At 56.1% G+C, this 16519-nt stretch carries 20 protein-coding genes; 15 read left to right on the top strand and 5 right to left on the bottom strand.

Features of this window, described 5'->3' with window-relative positions:
- The first annotated feature begins 272 nt into the window (after positions 1-272).
- From KU306_RS12130 to KU306_RS12085, 10 genes are all read left to right on the top strand, one after another.
- A complete protein-coding gene (locus KU306_RS12130) occupies positions 273-668 on the top strand; it encodes a hypothetical protein (RefSeq protein ID WP_258302064.1) in 396 nt (131 codons plus the stop codon).
- 153 nt (positions 669-821) lie between these two features.
- Positions 822-2639, top strand: a complete 1818-nt coding sequence (locus KU306_RS12125; RefSeq protein WP_258302063.1) for a DUF8148 domain-containing protein — start codon at positions 822-824, stop codon at positions 2637-2639.
- Positions 2640-2723: 84 nt separating this feature from the next.
- The gene (locus tag KU306_RS12120; protein ID WP_258302062.1) at positions 2724-3092 is read left to right on the top strand and encodes a hypothetical protein; all 369 of its coding nucleotides are present in this window, start codon (positions 2724-2726) and stop codon (positions 3090-3092) included.
- Positions 3092-3499, top strand: a complete 408-nt coding sequence (locus tag KU306_RS12115) for a DUF8023 family protein (RefSeq protein WP_258302061.1) — start codon at positions 3092-3094, stop codon at positions 3497-3499. The genes KU306_RS12120 and KU306_RS12115 overlap by 1 nt, the downstream gene beginning before the upstream one ends.
- A 111-nt stretch (positions 3500-3610) precedes the next feature.
- Entirely contained in the window at positions 3611-5317 is a 1707-nt protein-coding gene (locus tag KU306_RS12110; RefSeq protein WP_258302060.1) for an Env/VP5 family phage fusion protein, read from the top strand.
- A gap of 1 nt (position 5318) precedes the next feature.
- On the top strand, positions 5319-5489 hold the full coding sequence (locus KU306_RS12105; protein ID WP_258302059.1) for a hypothetical protein: 171 nt from the start codon (positions 5319-5321) through the stop codon (positions 5487-5489).
- A gap of 29 nt (positions 5490-5518) precedes the next feature.
- The gene (locus tag KU306_RS12100; RefSeq protein ID WP_258302058.1) at positions 5519-6115 is read left to right on the top strand and encodes a DUF8063 family protein; all 597 of its coding nucleotides are present in this window, start codon (positions 5519-5521) and stop codon (positions 6113-6115) included.
- Entirely contained in the window at positions 6112-6978 is an 867-nt protein-coding gene (locus tag KU306_RS12095) for a DUF8125 domain-containing protein (RefSeq protein ID WP_258302057.1), read from the top strand. The genes KU306_RS12100 and KU306_RS12095 overlap by 4 nt, the downstream gene beginning before the upstream one ends.
- Positions 6975-7364: a hypothetical protein gene (locus KU306_RS12090; RefSeq protein ID WP_115860436.1), complete on the top strand. Its 390-nt coding sequence runs from the start codon at positions 6975-6977 to the stop codon at positions 7362-7364. The genes KU306_RS12095 and KU306_RS12090 overlap by 4 nt, the downstream gene beginning before the upstream one ends.
- Positions 7361-8338, top strand: coding sequence for a hypothetical protein (locus tag KU306_RS12085; RefSeq protein ID WP_258302056.1), 978 nt, complete (start codon positions 7361-7363; stop codon positions 8336-8338). Before KU306_RS12090 ends, KU306_RS12085 begins: the two co-directional genes overlap by 4 nt.
- A 15-nt stretch (positions 8339-8353) precedes the next feature.
- On the opposite strand, the gene KU306_RS12080 is transcribed toward KU306_RS12085, so the two are convergent.
- Both KU306_RS12080 and KU306_RS12075 read right to left on the bottom strand, forming a co-directional pair.
- Positions 8354-9343, bottom strand: coding sequence for a hypothetical protein (locus KU306_RS12080; RefSeq protein WP_258302055.1), 990 nt, complete (start codon positions 9341-9343; stop codon positions 8354-8356).
- A gap of 97 nt (positions 9344-9440) precedes the next feature.
- Positions 9441-9719, bottom strand: a complete 279-nt coding sequence (locus KU306_RS12075; RefSeq protein WP_258302054.1) for a winged helix-turn-helix domain-containing protein — start codon at positions 9717-9719, stop codon at positions 9441-9443.
- A 532-nt stretch (positions 9720-10251) separates the two neighbouring features.
- Between KU306_RS12075 and KU306_RS12070 the strand changes: the two genes are divergently transcribed.
- The 4 genes from KU306_RS12070 (at position 10252) to KU306_RS12055 (ending at position 12899) form a co-directional block, all read left to right on the top strand.
- Positions 10252-11301 carry a tyrosine-type recombinase/integrase gene (locus tag KU306_RS12070; protein ID WP_258302053.1) on the top strand — a complete coding sequence of 350 codons (1050 nt, stop codon included), beginning with the start codon at positions 10252-10254 and terminating at the stop codon, positions 11299-11301.
- A gap of 261 nt (positions 11302-11562) precedes the next feature.
- Positions 11563-11808 (top strand): hypothetical protein, encoded by a 246-nt coding sequence (locus KU306_RS12065; protein ID WP_258302052.1) that lies wholly within the window; start codon positions 11563-11565, stop codon positions 11806-11808.
- A 44-nt stretch (positions 11809-11852) separates the two neighbouring features.
- Positions 11853-12083 carry a hypothetical protein gene (locus KU306_RS12060; protein WP_258302051.1) on the top strand — a complete coding sequence of 77 codons (231 nt, stop codon included), beginning with the start codon at positions 11853-11855 and terminating at the stop codon, positions 12081-12083.
- An 18-nt stretch (positions 12084-12101) separates the two neighbouring features.
- Positions 12102-12899 carry a DUF7961 domain-containing protein gene (locus KU306_RS12055; protein WP_258302050.1) on the top strand — a complete coding sequence of 266 codons (798 nt, stop codon included), beginning with the start codon at positions 12102-12104 and terminating at the stop codon, positions 12897-12899.
- Between the two features lie 153 nt (positions 12900-13052).
- Here KU306_RS12055 and KU306_RS12050 read toward each other — a convergent pair whose 3' ends face one another.
- From KU306_RS12050 to KU306_RS12040, 3 genes are all read right to left on the bottom strand, one after another.
- On the bottom strand, positions 13053-14663 hold the full coding sequence (locus tag KU306_RS12050; protein WP_258302049.1) for a hypothetical protein: 1611 nt from the start codon (positions 14661-14663) through the stop codon (positions 13053-13055).
- Positions 14664-15029: 366 nt separating this feature from the next.
- A complete protein-coding gene (locus tag KU306_RS12045) occupies positions 15030-15242 on the bottom strand; it encodes a DUF8149 family protein (protein WP_074792510.1) in 213 nt (70 codons plus the stop codon).
- A 164-nt stretch (positions 15243-15406) separates the two neighbouring features.
- Positions 15407-15535 (bottom strand): hypothetical protein, encoded by a 129-nt coding sequence (locus tag KU306_RS12040; RefSeq protein WP_258302048.1) that lies wholly within the window; start codon positions 15533-15535, stop codon positions 15407-15409.
- A gap of 255 nt (positions 15536-15790) precedes the next feature.
- Between KU306_RS12040 and KU306_RS12035 the strand changes: the two genes are divergently transcribed.
- Positions 15791-16483, top strand: a complete 693-nt coding sequence (locus tag KU306_RS12035) for a PKD domain-containing protein (RefSeq protein WP_258302047.1) — start codon at positions 15791-15793, stop codon at positions 16481-16483.
- Positions 16484-16519 lie beyond the last annotated feature (36 nt).

Below are 16519 nucleotides of genomic sequence, written 5' to 3'. Positions count from 1 at the left end.
ATGACTTGGCTTCTTGCTCCTTTTGGTCAAGGTTTTGTGAGACGCTGGAAGCGGCGAACAAAAGGTTGTGTCGCGGGTTCAAATCCTGCAGCGCCCATCCGAAATTAACGTTCTTCGGAGCCGAAATTAAAACGGCGAGCGAAGGCTGTTCCTCGTCGAAATCGGCAGGTTCGGCGATTTCTCAAAACGACCCGAAAAAGTATTTCCACAGGTTTCCTGAAACGGGTCTCCGCCGTCTGTCGAAATTCGAAGCCAAGGAGGAGGCGTGAAAGATGTCTCAAACCAGCCCCCAGAGACATCTGTGGCGGTACGTCCGCTACGTCTGCGGCAGCTGCAAAGCCTGGTGTCTCGTCGACCACGCTGAGCGCGCCGCGAAGATGCGCGAGTGCAAAGACTGCGCACGCATCCCCGCCATCGAGGACGAGATTCGGGACCACCGACTCACCTCGCTCCTGTGGGCACACCAACTGGCTGCAGAAACCACCGCAAGGACCGGAACAGCGGAGGGCGGGTCCCAGTCCGCCCGGAGCGGCCGGAAGCAGGGGCTTGCCCCTGACCCGGAAGCCGGTCCGCATGAGGCCGGCGGCCGCCGGCCGAAAACGAGTGGCGGTAAGGCCCAGTGCCGTCTGAGCGATTTCATCCGCACAGACGGGGGTTCGCGTGAGTAACGCGGGCACTCGCGCCCCCGGCGCTCACGACTCACCAGCCGCGCGTGCGATTTCTCGGAGAGACGAATGAGCGTCGGAAAACGCTCATCGTCCGAAATCGCGGACGTATGGGGCTCTCGGCTCCGCCCAGACCGATGTAAAGATACCCACTTGGTGGACTACCTGGGCGACCTCGGCCTGCTGGCCTACGGGTACGACCCGGCAGACCCGGACGACGACCTCGAACTTCGCGGGCGCGACCGCGACCGCGTACGACTAGTAAAGCGCATCTCGACCTCGCCAGAGGGGATTTATCTGCCGACGCTCGTCTCTGAGTGCATCAAGGGTCAGTACATCGGGCAGTGTGAGCGGTTCGACGGGAGCGACCCGGACTACCAGTTCGTCTACCGGTTCCTGAACGACCTCGACGGGCACGACCCCCAACTCATCGAAAAACGCCAGTCTGACGGCATGACGATGGTCACCCCGACAATTCGCCTACTTGACTTGATATCAGAAGGCATTACTCAAACAACCGGGGAAAACGACGACCTGCTGTACGACCGCCATTTCTGCGAAAACTACCTGAGAACCGCGAATAAGGTCGATGACTGGGGTCGGGACCTGCTGGAAGACTCTTTACATCGGTATCTGAAGCGCATCGAGAACTACCAACTGCTGTTCGACGTCCACTTCTGCGGGCGACGCGGCGGCGACACCACCCGCCGGATGACGAAACAGTACAACACCCGCTTCAACTCCCAGGGACGGCTCCGAAAGACGTGGGCGCGCTACAACAGCGCGCTCGAACACGCCTACGAGAAGTACGACAACGCTGTCTTGATGACGCTGACGACGGACCCCGGCACGTACGACGACCCGACTCGACCTGACCCACGCTCGCTGTACGACGGTATCTCGTCGATAAACCCGAACTTCAATCGGCTCCTCTCGTACTTCGACTCCGACCCGTCGACGAAAGACGACACCAGGAAGGACGGCGTTCCCAGCTGGTCACCGGCGCTCGACGGCAAGGTGACCGGGCGACCTCGCTACCGGCCACCGTATCTGAAAGCTCTGGAGTTCACCGAGAAGGGCTACGCGCACCTGCACGTCCTGATGTTCGACGTACCGACCCGCGAGAGCGACGGGATGCCGTTCCTGATAGACAAAGCGGAGCTAGAACGGAAGTGGAAGGACTACGGTCAGGGCCAAATCGTCGACCTCTACCCGCTCGTGTTTCGGGATGACCTCGACGAAGTCGGGAACTTCGGCACCAAAACGCTCGTCGACGACGACGGCGACGAGTTCGAAGTACCGGTTTCGAAAGGGTTCGTGGACTGGTACCGCTACGGCGACCACGACCACGGCGAAGAGTGGATAGCGAAGAACGCGAGGTCTCACGACCTCATCGAGTTTTACGACGACGAGAGCGGCGAGGACGGCGACGAACAGATGCAAAGCCGGACGGCTGGCGCGTACCTCGGAAAGTACCTCTCGGCCACCTTCGGTTCCCTGCTCGAAGCCTCCGAGTCGTTCGAGGATGCGAAAGAGTCGGATTCGTACGCGGACAAGGCGGCGACGTGGAAACTCGGCCTCTACTGGGCGACCGGTAGGCGATTCTGGTCCATCTCGCGGGACATCGAGAAAGCGATAGAGAGACCCGAACACCTGCAAGACCCGGATGTTCGGCACGCCGTTCGAGAGCTCTCTATCGACTCTCTCCATCTCGCGTGCGATGGCGCGACAGTCGATGACCTCGACCTCGACGACGTGGTGACTCCAGGCGTAGAATCGACGCTCCCGGAGAGCGCCGATTTCTACTGCCATATCGACTACTTGGGTTGCTACGCCTACTGGGATATGCCGACAGCGGACGCGACGGCTACGAATCTCGAACACGTCGAAGATTACGTTGCTTCGGGCGGCCAGCCCGAATACCCCGATGTCGGCGGCGAGAAACCCCCGCCGGTAGCAGACGTGTGGGGGTGATGTAGGCACCTACTGTCCGGTGATTCCACTTTCACACGGCTGGTAGGTACGACTAGTACCTACTAACGGAGTAGTCTAGTTGTAATGGCGTCTGAACCAATGTCGTTCGACGACTTCGAAGAAACGGAAGTCGAAGACGACTACGACGACGGAGTAGAGGAAATCAAGTTCGAAGTAGACGAGCCGGTCATCGGCGTTATCGTCGACATCGACCGCGACGTGGGACCGAACGAAAACGACGTGATTCACCTCGCCCGCGGCGGCGACCTCGGTGACCGAGTGAAGTTCTGGTCGAACGGCCAGATTCGCCGGACCATCGACAAGAAGGGCCTCGGCAACGGCAGCTGGCTCGCGGTCAAGAAGATCGACGAGACGCGCACCTACGAGTACGAGACCGACGACGGCGAGACGGAAGAACGCGAGTACCACGTCTTCGACGTGAGGGGCGAATAATGGCGTCCAGATACTCGAACGGTCTGAGCGGCCTCGCATCGGACTACGCGATGCTGCGGACGATTCCGGCGATGCTGTCGGTCGTGTTCGTTGCGACTGGCCTGTACGCCTTCGGCGGCGTCTCGGACATCACGCTGACGTGGCTGTCGAACTACACGCTCACGACCGAACACGCGACACTCGGTAGTGTTGCTGTCTACCTGCTGGCGTTCATGTCCAGCGAGACGAAGTCTCTCGAACACTACGAGATGTGGGAGGCTGGTTTCATCGTCGCTACCCTTGCTTCGGTTCTCGGGTGGCAGTACGTGACTGAGTTCAAGGACTTCATGCTCGGCCTCGGTGACCCGTTAGGCGCTCAAATCGCCTTCGTCATCACCATCGTCGGTTGGGCAGTCGCTGTGAGGTAACCTGACCATGACGTACAATTTTCGGCTGACTAAGTCCCAAGCAGTCGCGGCACTCGGGTACTCCGCGGCTCTGTTTGCCGGGGTCTCCCAGTTCATCGCAGGTGGTCTCTGATGAACCTCGGCTCCATCCTCACGTACCTCGGAGTCACCTCGACCTCAGGCGCGGTGTACCTCGGTTTCGTTTATGATGACGTGGGTGCAGCGCTCGCCGTTGCTGTTGTTGCGATACTCGCATTCGGCGTCCGGTTGTCGATTCTCGACCTCGACCTCGGGCCACGGTCGGACCGTGTGAGGAGCTTCGTGCAAAAGGGCGCTGCGCTCGCTGGCGTCGGCCTGCTCGTCACGACCGCCGCAACCAGTGGTGTCGTGCCGGGCGTCTCTCCAGTTGGTACCGCTTCCGCTGAGTGGGTCGAGTGTTCCATCACTGACCCTCTCGTAGGGGCAGCTTACAACACCATCATAGGTGCTGACTCGGGCTGCCGTTGGGAGTCCGGTGGTCAGACCGACGTGGAGAACCTGACGGCTACGGACGCCTACGCGAACGGCCTCGCGCTCAAAGACTCGTCAGACTCGTACCTGACGCAGACTGAGAATTTCGTTGAAGACACCCGGACGGTCGCCTATACGAAGGCGAAGATATCGCTCATCAACGACATCAACAACGGAACCAACGTCTCACAAGCGAAGAACAACGCGAACGAGACTGTTGAGGACTACTACTCGCAAATCGAGCGAAACATCATCGCCGACTGGAACCAGAAGACGCTCCAGGCTGAGTACCTCACGAACACGTCGCTTAACGTCTATCCGTACCACTCAGGACACTACGGCGGCGCTACATCGTCGATGAACTCCGATTACCGAGAACTCGGATTCGGTGGCGATGCAGCCGACCAAGGACGTGGTTGGGCGAACTACACCTTGATGAATGGGTCGAACGTGTCGGTTCGCTACGTCATTCACGACCACGGGACGTTCAACAGCGGTGAAGATGCGCTTTGGGCACCTGACGAGAACGACGTTGACGTATCCACGTTAGCCATGTTGGACGCAATCGCCATCGAGGACCCAAACAACACTTCGAACCTCCCGCATGTGCTCGACCGAAACCGAATCGCTGCCGTCATCGACGACCTCGACGCGCAAGCCTCGCAGGTTAAAAGTAACATGGGTCCGGTCGCAGACGGGTACTACGCCGAGTATCAGGCCGGGGACATCAACTCGACGGAGCTTGCGATGCTCGACCCGAGTGTTATCGCCGCCGAAGCCTCCACGGACCTCAACAGTACGGGCTACTACTCGTACGCCGCGGTTCAGTTGGCTGCGATTGGGGCTGAAGGTTCGCTCAACACGTCGCACAACCTCACAGTGAGTGGTGGTGCTTCAAACGTTACGTTCGACGGGACGCTGTTCTACTCCGGTGACGATGCCCCTGCCGGATGGGACACTAACACGACTTACAACATGTCGTCCTTCAACGGGACGTTCTACTTTGTCGTCTCGCCGTCGGACGTGAACAATTCCTCGTACATGACGGACCTCTCAACCCACGGGACCCACTTCACCATCAATGAAGCAACAAACGCCGCCACTGGTGAGTCGTTGAACACGACGACTATCCACAAATACGTCTACGAGGACACCAACGCGACCGCGTTGCAGTCTCAAATCGACCAACTGCAAGAGCTGCGTAACTACTACGAGACGCAGGCGTCTGGTGGTAGTTCGTCGGGGGGTATTAACACGAAACTCCTCGGTGGCGCGCTTCTCGTCGGTGCTGCTGCGGTACTGCTGATTCAACGGGAGGGGAGAAAGTGACATGCTGACTTTCGTCCTGAAACTAATCCCGATTGGACCTGCTGTTGGTCTACTCGTCGTTGCTGGTGCTCTGCAGCTTGTCGGCGTCGACGTGCTCGGGATGGCATCGGACTTTGTGCTCGACCTGCTCGGGGTACCCGACTGGTCGGGCTGGTTCGATAGCCTGCTGTAGCGTTTCTAACTCCCCCAACCCCTACCCGTATGACCCGAACACTCACCATCATACTCATCAGTTGCATCGCTCTGCTGCTCGTCGCTCCCAGTTCGGTCGTCGCACAAGAGGACTCAACCGCGACCGCGTCTGCTCCGACAGAGACGACGACAGCCGCGGCTCCGTCCACGGCTTCGGAGTCGTCGAACGAAACGACCTACTTCGGCGACGTGGCCGGTGACCCACTGCTGCGCATCGTCGACGCGGAATACCGAGATGGTACCGCTATCATCACACTTGAGGCGGACGCTCCGCGGTTGGTGACGGTGACCGCGCCGACCGGCTCGACGTCGGCTGGCGTTGCCTCGGGGAATATCGTTCGTCGCTCCGTTCCGGAAGGACGTTCGACGATTCGAATTACCTCACCTGAACCGCACGTTACGTTGACCACCTCAACCAGCATCTCGAACAACAAGTACACCGAAATCCGGTTCGAGGATGGTTCATCGCTTATCTCCGGTCCGTTCACCGGCAAGGACGTGCGAGACGCAGCAATCGGCGGGGCGCTCGGAACCTCGTTCGGTGCGCTCCTGATAATCGTGCGGCGACGGTTCGGCCTCCACAGAGGCATGGAGCGTGTCGCATGACTGACGAAACTCCTGAAAGCGGAGCTGCGTCTGAGCGCGATACTCCCGAAGAACCGGACATGTCGGCGGCCTCGACGACGGTCGCACCGGACCCAGAAGCCGGGCGACTCGTAACAGCGTTCGTGTGGGTGATGCGCTACGGCGTTCACCTCGCGGTCGCTGGCGGCCTGCTGCTCGTCGGCCTCGTCCTCGTCTTCGACGTCCACATACCGCGCTCGCTGCAAATCATCGGCCTCACAGGTGGCCTCTCGGCGGTCATCGCCGGACGCTGGGTCGGCGGGCAGGCCGTCGACCTGATGGGCGGCCCGCAGATGATGTGGCTCGTCGACGTCGACCTGCTCGACCGCGACGGCGCGGGTGTCTACACCTGCCCGACGCCGCGGTGGTCCGAGTGGACAGTCGTCGATGGACAGCTGTGGTGGGCGACGCCGAACCTCGCGTTTGGCCGCGGCGTCGACCTCGACGCGCGGGAAGTCGCCGGGACGTGGGTCGGCTCACTGCCGGACCCGGTGCTGGCGCGGGCGCTCGAATACCTCCGGTACAACCGCAAGCAGTTGGAACCGAAGGCCCGGAAAGGCGAATCGCTCGAAATCAACTCCTTCGCTATCGTCCGAGCGGCGGCGGTCAAGACCGTGAAACACGTCGTGCGGACGTTCGAGAAAGGCGCGCTCCCGGACGACGGCGAGGCGCTTCACTCGGAGATTGATAGCGTGCTCGAAGACTTCGACCTGGACGGCTCGGATTCCATCTTCGACGAAGACCCGACCGAGTGGGCACCAGGCGACGGCGACCCGGCACCGGACCCGCTGGCCGACCTCGACCAGCGACGGAAGCAACACGCGGCCAACGGTGAATCAGAATGAAACTCGAACTCGAACTCTCGACGCGCGAACAGTACATAATCGCCCTCTCGCTGTCGGTCGGCATCGTCGCTGGCCTGTGGTTCGGTATCCTGATGATACCGCCGCGGGCGCTCGACGTGCCGATGCGCTTCCTCGAGGACGGTTCGGTGTCTGCGTCGTACTACCCGGTGACGAACACGCACCTGTTCATCTCGGCGGCGCTGCCGCTGGCGACCGCGTACCTCGTGCGGAACCACGCACGGGACGACGAGACGGACGACGCGGACGAACTCACGCCTGACCGCTCCGACGGTGACGGAGATGGGCGCGACTGCGCTCACGACCTCGACGGCAGTTCGACCCGCGAGTTCGGCCCGCATCCCCTTGACGGTGGTGAGTCCGCGTGACCGACGAACGACTGCTGACGGCGGCGAAGCTGTACGAACAGGTGCGCGGGCGCATCGACGGCGACCACAGACTGCTCGACCACGCGGGCCTGCCGGTCTCGCAGGGTGACCACGCGAACCTGTCGTTCCTGAACTCGCTCGACCTCACCGAGGACGACGAACTGGCCGACTCGTTCGCAGAAACCTCGCTCGGTCGCCTCGTCGATTCGTCGCTTCGGACCCAAGCCGCGACCCGCGCGGTCCAGTCGTCGCACGCGACCGCGCTTTCGTACCTCGTCGGCGTGACTCAACAGGACCTCGACGCCAGTTCGCTGACGCTCCCGCTGCGGCTCGTCGACGAACTCGAAAACGGCGGTGGTCTCACGACGATCACCGGCGCGGGGAACCCGAACACGGGAAAGACGAATACGATGTTCCTGCTGAACGGCGACCTCGCGCGGGCGCACTTCGGTGATGACCTGCTGGTCATCTCGAACGTGGGGACGTGGGACGGCGCGGACATCGTGGTGCGGTCGATGTACGACCTGATGGACGTGCTGCTGACCCACCGCGAGCGACCGAAGACCGTCACTATCGACGAAGGCTCGACGCACTTCGACGCTCGGACGTTTAGCCGAGAAGTGGCGTCCCAGTGGACGCCCGCGATTAAGCGGTTCTCGAAGCTCGGCGTCGAATCGGTCGGCGTGGTGAGTCACACGGGGAAGGACGTCCACCCAGAACAGAAACGACTCTCGACGCTGTCGTTCTATAAAGAGGCGCAGGACGAAGTGACGTTCTACCGCGACTGGGACGCCGATTCAGACTCGCCCGATGGTGAGCTGTTCGGCGGCTCGCTCGTGAACCTCGAACCGACGTTAGAGAAGTACGACCCGGACGACGCCGCGCCGTGGGCGTGGAACCTACCGAGTGACCTGTTTCAGGAGCAGTTCGAAGACTGGGAGGAGTTCCACGAATTACTTGAGAGAATGAAATAAGAATATCAGAGCAGTTTATAAGATGGTGTCACCCCATCTATGCTCTTCTTGCCTTTCTTCACTGAAGTTTTCTGGCACGATACTAAAACTCGTATCAAGTCCACCCCTGATATCAGACGTAACTGCCTCTTCAAATGATTCGTACCGCTCTGCATCCACTACTATATCAATCACATTACGAATTCTCAATGTTTCTTCCCATGGTTTGTCGGCCTTTACCTGTAGCCCTCCAGATGGTTCGGACTCTATCCCTAGGTTTGATTCAATCGGAGAATAATATGTGACAAAAACTCTAATTCTAAACAAATTATAGGCATCTGATGATTTGTCAGACTCCTTTAGATCGTCCAATAGTGAATTTTGAGCCTCTAAATATTCTACTCGACTCGGGAAATATTGGGATGTATTCACATATATCTCTGAACTAAACTGCCCGCTCTCCTCCGGGACTAGTATGTTCCTATTCATTTCTTCGCTTGAATATTTCAATAAGCGGTCAACGTCGTGGAAACCCACATCACTATGGATTCTGCTTAAATTCGACCAATCTACTGTTCTCACCTTGTCTAATTTGACTACATACCCAATATTGGATGCAGTTCCTTTCCCAACATTTGTTAGATCAAAGCGAATCGAATTGTCGTTGACTTTCCAGCGATTGACTATTATCCGTGGTATTTGTTCGAACTCCATCAGTCCTTGTTGTCTTTGTTGTATTTTTGTCTGTGTTTTTTGAATCCCTGACAATTTAGAATATAATACAACAAGGACAAAGCTGAGTACGACAGACCCAATCGAACCTGCACCAGTAAGGAGTGTCTCAAAGGAATATTCCGTTATTTCAGATGTATATAGTGATAGGGGGAACAAAAGTAGGATACTAACAAATACGGCCAGCAAAAATATATTGTCTTCAACCCATCCCCACTTATCTATTAATTGCGACCAAATAGACGGTCCAATCTCGTTCTCAATTTTGTCACGTAGTGTTTCAAGTTTCTCCATTTGAATGTCAATTGCCACTATCTACGTTTCAATATTCTCACTACGCAACCCACCCATCCACCCGCCCCCTTTACGGGTAAGGGTGGTGGGTGCTTGCTCACTCGCTGTTCTCTAACTCGGCGGCGTCGATCTCCCCGGCGAGAAAGGCGCGACCTTTCTCAGAGAGTCGGTAAATTGCTCGCTCCTCGTCGTGGTACTCGACCAGCTCGTGTTCAAGGAGGGTCCCAAGGTGTTCGCGTACGGTTGTCCGTGCGTAATCGGTGTTCTCTGCAATCAGGGCTGGCGTAAGAACGAGTTCGTCGTTCCCCTCGTTCTGCAGTCGCTCCAGTATCGACCTGTCCGCAGGCGTCATCCAGTCGGCAAGAGGAACGCGCATGGATTACAACTACATTGATATAGTAAATCTATTTTCATCACTACGAACTTCGTATTAATTTGTATCTAAAACCTTCAGAACTGTGGGTAAGTATTAAGTCACTCACCTACAGTCCTGTTGGTATCGGAAGCTACACGCGACGTTGACTGTTGTTCAGTCGGCGTCAGAAGCGGACCCGGTGCGGACACACCGGCCCGCGGTGGCTCCCGTAATCAAGGTACGGAAGCATGTTTGCCTACACGACTCGGGCTATTGAAGCCCCACGACCGACGATTGGCTGCGAACTCCTAGAAAAAACCATCACTTTCGCTCAAGCGTACACTTTCACTCCGCGGTCATGGCTCAGTGCTTTAAGAGAACGGCTCGAACGGCTTACCCGGCTGACGGTCCCCTTCGAGGGCGCTCACCGTACCAAAGTTAGCGCCCTCGACCCGGACCGCGGCCTCACAGTGGAAGCCATGATTAGATTCACGCACCCCGATTGTAAGCGTAGCGAATGGACCGGAAGTGGTGTGGCCCCGGAGGTGGTTCGATGAGCGTAAAACTCGAACCTCTCGAACCTGAGCTGGCCGTCCAGATGTACCTGGACGCTCGCCGGGACGAACTCGCAGACTGGACACTCAAATCTCACAAGTATCGACTCTCCGCGTTCGTCCAGTGGTGCGAAGAAAACGACGTCGGCAACCTGAACGACCTGAACGGTCGGGACCTGTATCGGTTCCGGGTATGGCGGCGTGAAGGGAACTTCGATGCCGACGACGGCGAAGAACCGAAGGAAATCGCCCCGGTCACACTCAAGTCGCAGCTGACGACGCTCCGTGCGTTCCTCCGGTTCGCCGCGAACGTGAACGCTGTACCTGAGGACTTCTACGAGCGCGTTGCCCTGCCGAAGATTTCGGGGACCGACGACGTGAGTGACTCGACGCTCGAACCGGACCGGGCGACGGCCATCCTCGACTACCTGTATCGCTATCACTACGCCTCGCGGAAACACGTCGAATTCGCTCTGCTGTGGGACACTGGTGCTCGCATGGGCGCGATTCGTGGCCTCGACCTGCGCGACCTCGAACTCGACAGTCGAACGCCTACTGTTCGGTACGTCCACCGCCCCGAACAGGGGACGCCTATCAAGAACGGCGAGAGGGGCGAGCGATACAACTCGGTCTCTGACCGGGTTGCCGAGATGCTACAGGCGTACATCGACGGCCCGCGCGTCGACGCGAAAGACGACTTCGGCCGGCGTCCGCTGCTGACGACGCACCACGGGCGCGTGTCGGCGAGTGCGATTCGGCAAGACGTGTACTCGGTGACTCGCCCGTGCTGGATTAATGAAGGCTGCCCACACAACCGCGACCTCGACACCTGCGAGGCGGTGGACCTGAATCACGTCAGTAAGTGCCCGTCTTCGCGGTCTCCCCACGACGTTCGGAAGGGGGTGGTTACCCTCTATCGACGCGAGGAAGTGCCAAGACGAGTGGTGTCTGACCGCCTCGACGCGAGTGACCACGTGCTTGACAAACACTATGACAAGCGTGGCGAGCGCGAGCGCGCTGAACAACGCCGGAATCATCTCCCGTGGTAAGATGACTGTCATTTCCCCAACCACGATACCGGACGGAGTTTATATACCCCGGTTCCGGAACCCCTGCAGCGCCCATGATTCTTCCGCGAACAACGTGAGCGGAGAATCATCTCCGCGAAGGATTTGAACTAGACCGAGGTTCTGCGCGAAGCGCAGGTTCTCGGGCGTAGTTCACAATCCTGCAGCGCCGGTTCGAAACACGTCTTTTTGGATACACTACCCTGCTCGAAGTGGATTCGTGCGAGTAAGTGACTCTCGACGTTGTCGTTCCACAAAGAGAAACAGGACGAAGTGACGTTCTACCGCGACTTGGACGCCGATTCAGAATCGCCTGATGGTGAGTTCTTCGGTGGTTCGCTGGTTAATTTGGAACCGACGTTAGAGAAGTACGGCCCGGATGATGCTGCGCCGTGGACGTGGAATCTACCGAGCGACCTGTTTCAAGAGCAGTTCAAGGACTGGAAAGAGTTTCATGAGTTGCTTATTCAGAACTCACCGTTGTCGTGAAATGACTACCTAGATTTATAATCAATAATTCAACTATTATGTGTATGTACGAACTCACCTATGGGCGCGCAAGGCTCGGAAAGTTTGACTCTCTTGAAGATGCCCAAAATGAGAGAGATAGATACCATTCCAGAGATGATGTCAAGCCCGAGTTACTCAGAATTTGGACATACGAACCAATCAAACCAAATAATGCAGAAATCTCGATGGGACTTGATGGACTCACAATTGAAGATATCAACCGTGCCTTAGTCGACGAAGGAAGTCAAATCTGACACCTCTGAGAGATTGTAGTGTACCGCTATACCCCCTCGGAAATCGACTACGAACGCGCCAACCACCAAGCGAAGGTCCAAGACCGAAAGAACCTCGACGTAAAGCGAATCGGGAACCTCGGAGAACTCGCATTCGAGCAGTTCTGCCGTGAATACCTCCCCGTTGACCTCTGGGAGTGGAAGAACGAAGAAGCGATGCGGCGCTGCAATCCTGAAAGTTTCTCGTCGTACGACTTCGAAGTATTCGGCTACGAGGTTGACGTAAAGACCTCGCGCGACGTGTCGGCGTTCCTCCCCGAAACACTGCTCGACAACGACCCAGATGACGATATCATCGTGATGGTCTGGCGCCGAGACAAAGAGGACAGTCTCATCATGCTCGGCTGGGAGCGCACCGAGACGCTGAAATCGAAAGCGGCGTCGCAGGAGAAGTATTCCGGCGAAGAACCTGAGAAACTGGACCACCTCGCAGCGCGGCCGATGAACGAACTCATCGACCTCGGTCCGAACACCGCCTACATGAACCAGAAGCCGGAGAATCCGTTCTCGCCCGGCGACCGCGTGAAGAAGAAGGGCGACGATGACGCGTCTGTCGCGGTCGTCGTGGAGGTGCTACCGCCGGAGCAGAACACGGGCGCGTACGGTGTGCAGATGGAAGGCGAAGCGGTCAGCGTGGCGTTCCCGTCCAGCCTCGACGAAGGTCCGGGGAACTGGGAAACGATTCACCCGGCGCTGTATGCCTCGTACTGCTACGACCAGAATATCAGGCTCTACACGTACAAGCACTCGAATCTGGTGTTTGCTGAGGACGAGTAGCTTGAAACGACGTTAAGAAAATAAGATTCGGACGACGCCGCGCTGTGGGTGTGGAGTCTACTGAGTGGTCTCTTTCAGGGGCAGTTTGATGACTGAGTGAGTTCCATGAGGTTCTGCTAAACTCAAGCTCTGACTACTGGTTAGTGAGTAGAGTTAATTATACAGCTGGATCTCTAATTTCATGAGATCATCTAGGAACAGCGTTGGGTTGTCGAAGTAATCTACAGAGTCAAAGCTTGTATAGAAGATTGGACTTGGTCCATTTTGATTCGGAAACTTCCTAAGCTCTGAGAATACCGAATTGACGGCATTTTCACCGATTGTGTTCTCACTCATTACTTTGCGGACACTACTGTCCAAATTAACATGTGCTGACTCAGTCCCTATCGAGATCCCGATGAAAATCAGGACCATTGTAAAATGATATGTGAGGTCAAAGTTCTCAATTTTTGCAGATTCAATTGCTAATTCTTCAAGTTTTGAAAGAATCGTCTGTTCAATCTTTAGAGTGAATGTGCGTTCTACCGTCCCCTTTCCTCGCATTTTGAAAATTGAACTGGATACACTTTGGAACCCATCTTCAAAATGGTTGAAACTATGTTCATATTCCAGTAGGTCTGCGCTCATGTATTTGGGGTCACCATATCCAATTTCACTCATCGGGACTGTTGTCCCGTGGTTCTTGACATATACAATCCAACCATCTAATAGGATTCTAACTAAAACATCCACAACGGTTGTGCCATGTGGCGAGAATGGCTTGAAATCTTCAGAAAAATCAGAAACCAACAAAGAAATTGCATTTGTGGTCATTCCAATTGTTCGGCCTATATCCTTCTCTGAAGCACTAGTCAAAATATCATCATACCTTATCCAAGTTGACTTGGCTAATGTATCTCCAAGCATATCTGGAATAATCCTTGTGCTCATCTGATGAAGAGAGCTTACAGAATTGGTGGCTAACCTTTCAAAATCATTGTCAATAGCATTTTGCGCAATATCTGCTAAGCAGTTCGCAACATTGTCGACCATCTGTCTGTCAGCTCTGTCGATCGCAAGTTCACCTATTCTTTCTAATTCATCAACAACACCAAGTGATAAAATCAAGATGCTAGCTGCGGTGGTGTCATCAGATCTAGAAAGTGCCGTTTCGAATACAGTCTTAATTGAGTCTGTCAGGGCTTTAGTGACTACCCTCGAATTCTGGAGATCACTTGATTTCACCGCTTCTCGGGTAGTTTCAAATTGGTTGTAAAATGGTCTTGATAGGTCGTCGCTACGAATCTTTTTACTAAGCGAATCCCACGTGATCGACTTTTCGATTAATTTTGCAATTCTATCTGGCTGTGCCCGCCCAACCATTTCATCTTGAACTAGGAATAGCGTGAGAAATGATAATGTTGCGAAAGATATCGACGTGAATAATACTATGCTACTTATCGCTGTATCTTCCCCAATAGATTCATAGAATGTCATACTAATAACATCAATGAGAATCGAGAGTCCAAAGACCGAAACAATAACTGCGAAGTTGCTATCTCCAGCTTCAAACTCTAGTACTCGTGGAGAATAGCGGTCTGAAATTAACTGACTTGCAAGAACATAAATTGCAACAATAATACTCAGAAGAGTCGCTTGTACTGCGGCAAGTGTACTGAAAACCTGAGACAATGATGCTGGAACGTACCCTGTAATTCCCCCTACAAAAATGCCAATTGCTGAGGATAAAAACACACCCGCGAACAACTCACGTCGGTCCATCATCCGACAAATAATCTGAGATCTGATTATATCTGTGGTTGTCAGTCTAGTTTTCCCGATGTTCCTCACTTACCCACCCATCCACCCGCCCCCTTTACGGGTCAGGGTGGTGGGTGCTATCTCACTCGCTTTGTTCCAACGTCGAGGCGTCGATCTCCCCCGCGAAATAGACACACCCCTCCGTAGAAGTCCGGGAGTACCTGCGCTCGACCTCTTCGAGTATCCCCACTTTGCTGAGTTTACTCATTCGTCTGGAAACCCAGTTTCGACTGTAATCGAGCACCCACGCCGCGACAGGGTTCGCAACGTGCTCTCTCCCGGAAAACCCGCGAGACTGACCAACAGCCAACTCGACACCACGCCACCGGGCTACTCTTCGAGCAGTCCCATATCTTCCGTGACGAGGTCCGCAATTTGCTCTGCGAGTTCGGGTTCGACCGTGGCGACCGACTCGCCGTCGTGGCGGGTCTCGTTGTGTCGTTCGAGGAGGTCTGCGAGGTCGGAAAGCGGAACGCGGGTTCGCGTGCCACAGTCGTCGCAGACAATCGGAACAGTCGGGTCGTCGCTCGAATCGAGGCTCATGTAAGTCGCTCGTCACCGATTCGGTGTAAACAGGTCGGTTCGTCGGTCGACTTTGAACCTCACTTTCGTCGATGCCGCAGAAGTTGCAGACGGAGACACGACTAGCCACTGTGGTCTGAATGCCAGACAGGGACGGGGGAGTGGCTGCGAAGCCCCCCGTCGTGTCAGAAGAGGCCGAGGATTATCTGCAGTATTTCGAGACCGGCCTTGGCTACGTCGAGCCAACTTGCAAGCACGAAGGCTGGAATCAGTGGCAGTGCGAGCGTCAATGCATTGAGTTTGGATTCTTGCATTGCATTTCCAGCCAGTGGCTGCTACCAGTTAATTATTATCAGATATTTAATCCTTTCTCACAGCCATGAATCGGACAGGAAAATTCGACCGGAGTTTTAAGTTATCAACTGTTAGAAGTTTTGGAAAATCCAAGAATAGCGAAACGTTTTTAATTAGATTTTTCACCGTGAGATGGGGTGCACGTCCAGTGGCGACGGCGGAACCTCGCTCCCATAACGTTCAATATGTAGTTTGAATACAATTGGGATGTTGTCATGAAAGACGACAACGACGACTCTGGATTGGTCGACGACTCGACGCGACGAACGGTCCTCAAGACTGGCGCAGCAGCGGGGATTGGGATGCTTAGCGTTGGCGCGAGTACCGGCAGCGCCGCCGCATCGAGTGGCCCCACGGCCGTCATCAACGCCGACTCGCTTCCGGCCGAACAGGGCGACGAGATTACGTTCGATGCGAGCGAATCGAGCGCACCCGCCGGAATCCAGTCCTACGAATGGTACGTTCGCAACAACGAGACGCAGGACGACTTTCTCTCCTCGCCGTGGAAGACCGGCACGACGTTCACCGAATCGTTCGCGGACAGTCCGTTTTCGCTGAAACTCGTCGTCACTGACAACGACGGGAACACGGACAGCACGCGACTGGATTTCATCGCACACCAAACGGTCACACCGACCGCACGCATCACCCGACTTCCTGAAGCACCGGACAACAGCGGGCCGATTACCTTCAGTGGCCGACTCTCGGCAGCGCCGCGTGGCACTATCGAGTCCTACGAATGGTACGTCCGAAACCACGAGCACCAAGACGACTACCTGTCTTCGCCGTGGAAGACCGGCCCGACGCTCGTCGAGCAGTTCGCCGACGACAACACGTTCTCGCTGAAACTCGTCGTGACCGACTCACACGGCAACACGAGCGCTACTGAAACGACGTTCACCGTCTAACACCGGGGAACACGGGGGCTGAGTCCCCTCCCTCCG

The sequence above is a fragment of the Haloferax larsenii genome (assembly GCF_024730625.1).
GTDB classification, from domain to species: domain Archaea; phylum Halobacteriota; class Halobacteria; order Halobacteriales; family Haloferacaceae; genus Haloferax; species Haloferax larsenii.
This window is presented reverse-complemented; position numbering and strand designations above follow the sequence as displayed.

What these genes read in the sequence shown, in the direction of transcription:
- KU306_RS12130 (WP_258302064.1), top strand. Translation starts at nt 273, where the DNA reads ATGTCTCAAACCAGCCCCCAGAGACATCTGTGGCGGTACGTCCGCTAC.
- KU306_RS12120 (WP_258302062.1), top strand. Translation starts at nt 2,724, where the DNA reads ATGGCGTCTGAACCAATGTCGTTCGACGACTTCGAAGAAACGGAAGTC.
- KU306_RS12115 (WP_258302061.1), top strand. Translation starts at nt 3,092, where the DNA reads ATGGCGTCCAGATACTCGAACGGTCTGAGCGGCCTCGCATCGGACTAC.
- KU306_RS12110 (WP_258302060.1), top strand. Translation starts at nt 3,611, where the DNA reads ATGAACCTCGGCTCCATCCTCACGTACCTCGGAGTCACCTCGACCTCA.
- KU306_RS12105 (WP_258302059.1), top strand. Translation starts at nt 5,319, where the DNA reads ATGCTGACTTTCGTCCTGAAACTAATCCCGATTGGACCTGCTGTTGGT.
- KU306_RS12100 (WP_258302058.1), top strand. Translation starts at nt 5,519, where the DNA reads ATGACCCGAACACTCACCATCATACTCATCAGTTGCATCGCTCTGCTG.
- KU306_RS12095 (WP_258302057.1), top strand. Translation starts at nt 6,112, where the DNA reads ATGACTGACGAAACTCCTGAAAGCGGAGCTGCGTCTGAGCGCGATACT.
- KU306_RS12090 (WP_115860436.1), top strand. Translation starts at nt 6,975, where the DNA reads ATGAAACTCGAACTCGAACTCTCGACGCGCGAACAGTACATAATCGCC.
- KU306_RS12080 (WP_258302055.1), bottom strand. Translation starts at nt 9,343, where the DNA reads ATGGAGAAACTTGAAACACTACGTGACAAAATTGAGAACGAGATTGGA.
- KU306_RS12075 (WP_258302054.1), bottom strand. Translation starts at nt 9,719, where the DNA reads ATGCGCGTTCCTCTTGCCGACTGGATGACGCCTGCGGACAGGTCGATA.
- KU306_RS12070 (WP_258302053.1), top strand. Translation starts at nt 10,252, where the DNA reads ATGAGCGTAAAACTCGAACCTCTCGAACCTGAGCTGGCCGTCCAGATG.
- KU306_RS12060 (WP_258302051.1), top strand. Translation starts at nt 11,853, where the DNA reads ATGTACGAACTCACCTATGGGCGCGCAAGGCTCGGAAAGTTTGACTCT.
- KU306_RS12050 (WP_258302049.1), bottom strand. Translation starts at nt 14,663, where the DNA reads ATGATGGACCGACGTGAGTTGTTCGCGGGTGTGTTTTTATCCTCAGCA.
- KU306_RS12045 (WP_074792510.1), bottom strand. Translation starts at nt 15,242, where the DNA reads ATGAGCCTCGATTCGAGCGACGACCCGACTGTTCCGATTGTCTGCGAC.
- KU306_RS12040 (WP_258302048.1), bottom strand. Translation starts at nt 15,535, where the DNA reads ATGCAAGAATCCAAACTCAATGCATTGACGCTCGCACTGCCACTGATT.
- KU306_RS12035 (WP_258302047.1), top strand. Translation starts at nt 15,791, where the DNA reads ATGAAAGACGACAACGACGACTCTGGATTGGTCGACGACTCGACGCGA.